This window comes from Phenylobacterium sp. (assembly GCF_044371015.1).
Lineage (GTDB): Bacteria > Pseudomonadota > Alphaproteobacteria > Caulobacterales > Caulobacteraceae > Phenylobacterium.
In genome coordinates, this window is the sequence record NZ_JBILUK010000220.1 from 1 (window position 1) to 5,425 (window position 5,425).

At 68.1% G+C, this 5,425-nt stretch carries 4 protein-coding genes and 1 pseudogene; 2 read left to right on the forward strand and 3 right to left on the reverse strand.

Annotated elements, in window-relative coordinates; all coding sequences use genetic code 11:
• On the forward strand, positions 1-1,031 hold a 1,031-nt coding region (gene metZ / locus ACIQ3R_RS14830), incomplete at its 5' end, for an O-succinylhomoserine sulfhydrylase (RefSeq protein WP_397419633.1).
• Positions 1,032-1,149: 118 nt separating this feature from the next.
• On the opposite strand, the gene ACIQ3R_RS14835 is transcribed toward metZ, so the two are convergent.
• Both ACIQ3R_RS14835 and ACIQ3R_RS14840 read right to left on the reverse strand, forming a co-directional pair.
• Positions 1,150-1,605 (reverse strand): MaoC family dehydratase, encoded by a 456-nt coding sequence (locus ACIQ3R_RS14835; protein ID WP_397419634.1) that lies wholly within the window; start codon positions 1,603-1,605, stop codon positions 1,150-1,152.
• Between the two features lie 648 nt (positions 1,606-2,253).
• Positions 2,254-2,973: pseudogene (locus tag ACIQ3R_RS14840) on the reverse strand (PEPxxWA-CTERM sorting domain-containing protein); the annotation flags it as partial.
• A 454-nt stretch (positions 2,974-3,427) separates the two neighbouring features.
• Here ACIQ3R_RS14840 and ACIQ3R_RS14845 point away from each other — a divergent pair.
• Complete coding sequence (locus tag ACIQ3R_RS14845; RefSeq protein WP_397419635.1) at positions 3,428-4,057, forward strand: hypothetical protein; 630 nt, start codon at positions 3,428-3,430, stop codon at positions 4,055-4,057.
• Between the two features lie 212 nt (positions 4,058-4,269).
• Here the strand turns inward: ACIQ3R_RS14845 and ACIQ3R_RS14850 are convergent, their stop codons facing one another.
• On the reverse strand, positions 4,270-5,160 hold the full coding sequence (locus ACIQ3R_RS14850) for an Hsp33 family molecular chaperone (RefSeq protein WP_397419636.1): 891 nt from the start codon (positions 5,158-5,160) through the stop codon (positions 4,270-4,272).
• Positions 5,161-5,425 lie beyond the last annotated feature (265 nt).

The following is a 5,425-nucleotide window of genomic DNA, read 5'->3' on the forward strand; positions in this document are numbered from 1 at the left end:
GCGGGCCGGGCTTCATCTACCAGCGCTTCGGCAACCCCACGACCCAGATGTTCGAGGACCGCCTCGCGCTGATGGAAGGCGCCGAGGCCTGCAAGTCCACCGCCTCGGGCATGGCCGCGATCCAGCTCTCGCTGATGGGCCTGCTCAGGGCCGGCGACCATCTGGTGGCGGGCCGCGCGCTCTTCGGCTCCTGCCGCTGGATCGTCTCCGAGCTGCTGCCCCGCTTCGGCGTCGAGACCACCTATGTCGACGCCACCGACCTCGCCGCCTGGAAAAACGCCGTACGCCCCAACACCAAGGTCTTCCTGGTCGAGAGCCCGGCCAATCCGCTGCTCGAGGTCACCGCCATCGGCGCGGTCGCCGAGATCGCCCATGCGGCGGGCGCCAAGCTGGTCGTCGACAACGTCTTCGCCACGCCGATCTTCCAGAAGCCGCTGGCGCTCGGCGCCGACATCGTCGTCTATTCGGCCACCAAGCACATCGACGGCCAGGGCCGGGTGCTGGGCGGCGCGATCCTCGGCGCCGCCGAGCTGATGACGAGCGCCTACAAGGACATGCACCGCCACGCCGGGCCGGCGCTCTCGCCGTTCAACGCCTGGGTGCTCTTGAAGGGGCTGGAGACGCTCGAGCTGCGCGTACGCCGCCAGACCGACAACGCCGCCCTGGTGGCCGACGCCATCGCCGCCCACCGCAAGACCCTCGCCACCCGCTATCCCGGCCGGCCCGACCACCCGCAGGCGGCTCTCATCGCCAACCAGATGACCGGCGGCGGCAACGTCATCGCCTTCGACCTGGGCGACCGGGCGGCCGCCTGGCGCTTCCTCGACGCGCTGCAGATCGTCGACATCTCCAACAACCTGGGCGACGCCAAATCCATGGCCACCCACCCCTCCACCACCACCCACCGCTCCATGCCCGAAGCCGAACGCCTGGAGATCGGCCTCACCGAAGGCTGGGTGCGCATGAGCGTCGGCCTCGAAGGCGCCAAGGACCTGGTGCGGGACGTGAGCCGCGCGCTCGACGCAGCGTAGGCAGCAGCGCGCGCTACCCGAGCCGTCATCCCCCGGCTTGTCCGGGGGACCCATGCGTCCGCCGCATGGGAGACCGCCATCTCGCACGGACCCTGAAGCGGAACGGCGAGCCCCGCCCCTAACCCCCCCGCGCCGGCCGCCGCCGACGCGGAACCCGAACCGTGGCCGCCCCGTCCATCACCAGCTCGCCGCCCACATAGACCTCGCAGCTCAGCACAACCCGCGCCGCCGCCTCATCGATCGACGCGACCGTGACGCGGGCCGTGACCACGTCGCCGATGCGAACCGGCCGGTGGAAGTTCAGGGTCTGGCCCAGATAGATCGCCCCCGCCCCCGGCATGATCGTGCCGACGATCGCGGAGCCGAACGACGCCGACAGCAGGCCGTGCGCGATCCGGCCCCGATAGGCCGTCTTCGACGCGAACGCCTCATCCATGTGGAGCGGATTGAAATCGTCCGACGCCTCCGCGAACTGGCGGATGCGCTGTTCGGTCACGGTCACGAGCTTCTCGGCGGTCATTCCGACGACAAGCTCATCCAGGATGTAGCCGCCGGACGGGTGAGGCTGGATCATGGGAAGGGAATTAATGTCCCCGGTCCCGCATCGCCACCAGAAACGCGGGTTGGGGCGCGCTGGCGGGATGGATGGCGACTCTGCGCCAGGAACTGACACTGGCATCTGGGCCGAAAGCGGACCCTCCCAATGTCCGCGATGGGGGGAAAGCGGTCCTTGTTGGAGACCTAGTTTGCGCCGTTGGGCCGCAGCTCATTCGAACGGCTGATGAACGCACCCGCGGCGGACACGCACTCCTCGTTGCTCCAGCGTCTTGCGTGAGCATTGGCGGTGTTTGGATCGAGCACGCTCCAGGCGACCTCGACTTCTCATGGCGTCTGCCAACGCACCCTCGCCGGCAATGTTTCGACCGAGCGAGAGGCGATCAACAGCACTCCATCCCTGGCCCAGCAGTCGCCAGGGACATTGCGGGGCTGAGGGTGGCCCACAAACGAAGAAACCCCGGTCACAAGACCGGGGCTCTTGACGTCGAACGTGGCGGCAAGCCTAGCCGCGGACGAGGACATCTCCGCGCCAGAGCTTGAATTCGCCGGTAACAACGGCGGCCACGCGGCTAAGCGCGCTGGCGTCGTCCGAAGCCGCGAACTCTTCAGTCAGAACGCGCCCCTCGGCCATTGCCTCTTCAAGGCGATAGGTCGCACCGCCTTCGCGACGGCGACGCACCATCACACCAGCTGCGCCGAAGCCAATGATCATCATCGCCCAGGTGGCAGGCTCCGGCACGGCGGTGATGGACGCTGATAGGCCAGTTGAATCATAGTAATAGTTGCCGGCGCGGTTCACTCGAAAATCGAACGTATCGCCAGCGGAAAGAGTGACGAGACCCGAGAAATTGGACTGGTTGCCCAGGGGGCCAGTCAGTAGGATCGGTGCGCTGTTGTCCCCAACCGAAACTTTGACCCCGTTCTGTTGCGCCCAATCCAGAACGCGGAAGAAACCCGAGTAGCTGTAGGTGCTGGTGACCGGCGCCGTGAACCGAACGATGCTGTCATAGTCAATGCCTCCATTGCCAGCGGCGCTGTTCGCCCCCGGATGGACATTCAGGACATCATTGCCGTGGGTTACGGTGGCGTAGCTGAGGGTGCCACCGCTGACGTTCCCGACAACGGCGGGAACCCCGCTTGAGACCCAGCTGGTGCTTGTCCACGAGTGACCACCAGGCCCGCCTGCGTTCAACGTGATCTTGTCGTAAGCGACAAATCCTGACCCGCCATCAAAGCCATAGCTCCAAACGCCATTGACGCCTGTCGACTGTGTGGATGAGAAGTCCGCGACCGCGTCATAGACCGTGGCGGCGAAAGTCGGGGTTGCTGCGAGGGTGAGCATCGCGACAGCGGCCGCTGCACTCGCCAGTTTCAGGACTTTCATCACAGTGAACTCCAATCAAAGAAAGATGTTCGGCCCTTCGAGCATGGCTTAGGGTTACGGGCAATCGAGTTCGCCTAATAGGCGAGTAGGCCGATTACAGCCGGAATGGTGCTGCTTTTTCGGCTTGTGAGGGCATTTCATGAAACATGAGCCGACGTGACCCGGTGCGGCCTTGGGTCGGCAGCGGTCCTTAGCTCCAAGCCCGCAAGCGGACGCGACGAGGGTCGGCAACGAGTCAGTTTCAGACCCAGGTCCAGCTTTAGGACCGACCTAGTCCCTGCTAGTGTTACTCTTTTGTTCTTGACCCACCCGCCCGCCTGAGCTAGTCTCCACCCTGCCGATCCGCGTCGCGCCTGCGCAGCCGTCGCCGGTCGGGCCATCTCACGCGCCATCGGGCCGTCGCGCCCGCATAGCCTCACGTCTTTGGCCTGCCTCAGGCCGGGAGCCCGCCCCCATGTCCGAAGCCCAGACCCGGCCCCCAGAAACCCTCTCACAAGGCGACGCTCCCACGCACGCGCCCGCCCCCGCGCGCGCAGGGGAGCCCAATACGCTCTATTCGAGACATCTGGCCGAGGCGATCTGCGCCCAGGTCGAGCTCGGCCGCCCCCTCACCGCCGTCTGCGAAGACCCGGGCATGCCGCATCGCCGCACCGTCGCCCGCTGGGTCCACGATCACCCCGAGTTCGCGCAGGATCTCGACGACGCCCGCCGCAAGAGCGAGACCGGCGGGCCCGGGCCGCAGTCCACCTATTGCGAGGCCATGGCCCGCATCGTCTGCGCCCGCCACGCCCACGGCGAGACCCTGCCCGCCATCTGCCGCGATCCGCTGATGCCGCCGCTCTCGACGGTGATCTCGTGGAGCCGCCACAACCGCGACTTCAGCATCGCCCTCTCGGCCGCCCGCGAGGCCCACGCCGACATGATCACCGAGCGGTCGATGGAGCTGCTGGAGGCCGCCGACGCCAAGGCCGCCAACCCTGGGGCCGCCCGCCTGCTCAGCGTGCGCCTGGGCCACCTGAGATGGCTCGCCGCCATCCGCTCGCCCAGGAGCCACGGCCGCATCCGCGCCAAGAGCAGCGCGTGACGCGGGAATCGGAACCGCAGAAAAACGGAATGAACCACGGAACGCACGGAACTCACGGAAGCCGCCGCGAAGCGGCGACAATCATCGCCGACGCCCCGACCGACCCCTTCCGCAGTTGAATCCTCGACGGCGCGCCGCGCCGTCCGATTTCGTGTGTTTCGTGTCTTTCGTGGTTCTCTTCCGTGAGTTCCGTGCGTTCCGTGGTTCCCGCCTCAGGCCCCCAGCGCTTCCGGCGCCACCGCATAGACTCGGGCGCAGAACTCACACGTCACCCGGATCACCCCGTCGCCCTCCACCATGTCGGCCCGCTCCGCCGCGTCGAAGGATTTCAGCACCGTCTCGATGCGGTCCTGGCTGCAGCGGCAGGCGGCGCGCAGGGGCAGGGAGCCGAAGACGCGGACGCCGTCCTCGTGGAACAGGCGAAACAGCAGCTGGTCCGAGCCGAGCTCGGGGTCGACCAGTTCGTCCTCGCCCAGGGTCTCGAAGAAGGCCTGGGTGCGGACCCACGCCTCCAGCGTCTCGCCGCGCGTCGCGTCGGCGGCGACCGACTGGATGAGGAAGCCGCCGGCCCGCCAGCCGGTCTCGCCCCGGCTGACCGCCAGCCGCACGCGGGTGGGGGTCTGTTCGGACTGGGCGAAGTACTGCTCGGCGCAGAGCGCCAGGGTCTCGCCCTGGATGTCGGTCATGCCCTGGTAGCGGTCCATGTCCGGCCCCTGGTCGACCGTCATCATGAACACGCCCTTGCCCAGCAGGGCGCGGGCGCCCGGCCGCACGAAGCCGCCGGAGATCGCCTCCACCTCGCCCGCATCGAACCGGCAATAGCCGCGCAGGGACCCACCGGTGTCGTAGTCGGCGACCACATAGCGCACGGGCCCGTCGCCCCGCGCCTCGACGATCAGCCGGCCCTCGAACTGGAGGTTGGAGCCGACCAGGGCGGCGAGCGCGCAGGCCTCGCCCAGCAGGTTGGCCACCGGCTCGGGATAGGCGTGGGCGCTCAGGATCGCGTCGATGGCCGCGCCCAGCCGGGCGATGCGGCCGCGCACGGGCTCGCCCTCGATCTGGAACGCGCCGACGAGGTCGTCGGGAGGGGTCTGGTCAGGCATGGGCGCCGATATAGAGCCGCCGGCGGCCGGAGGCGAGCGGGGTCGCAAGAGCCCCCTCCGTCACCCCGGAACAAGTCCGGGGCGACACCTCCCCCGATCCGGCGCGTTGCGCCTGGGGGGAGGACCATCCTCCCCCAATGGGGGAGGGGAACCACGCGCAGCGTGGTGGAGGGGGAACGGGGGTGGAGGGGGGAAAGGGGGTGGAGGGAGGAGCGCGGGTTGCGGGGATACTCAGCCGCCGGGCACGCGTCGGAAGTCCAGCGCC

Excerpts from the sequence above, each read along its gene's own strand:
- ACIQ3R_RS14835 (WP_397419634.1), bottom strand. The coding sequence starts at position 1,605 with ATGATCCAGCCTCACCCGTCCGGCGGCTACATCCTGGATGAGCTTGTC.
- ACIQ3R_RS14845 (WP_397419635.1), top strand. The coding sequence starts at position 3,428 with ATGTCCGAAGCCCAGACCCGGCCCCCAGAAACCCTCTCACAAGGCGAC.
- ACIQ3R_RS14850 (WP_397419636.1), bottom strand. The coding sequence starts at position 5,160 with ATGCCTGACCAGACCCCTCCCGACGACCTCGTCGGCGCGTTCCAGATC.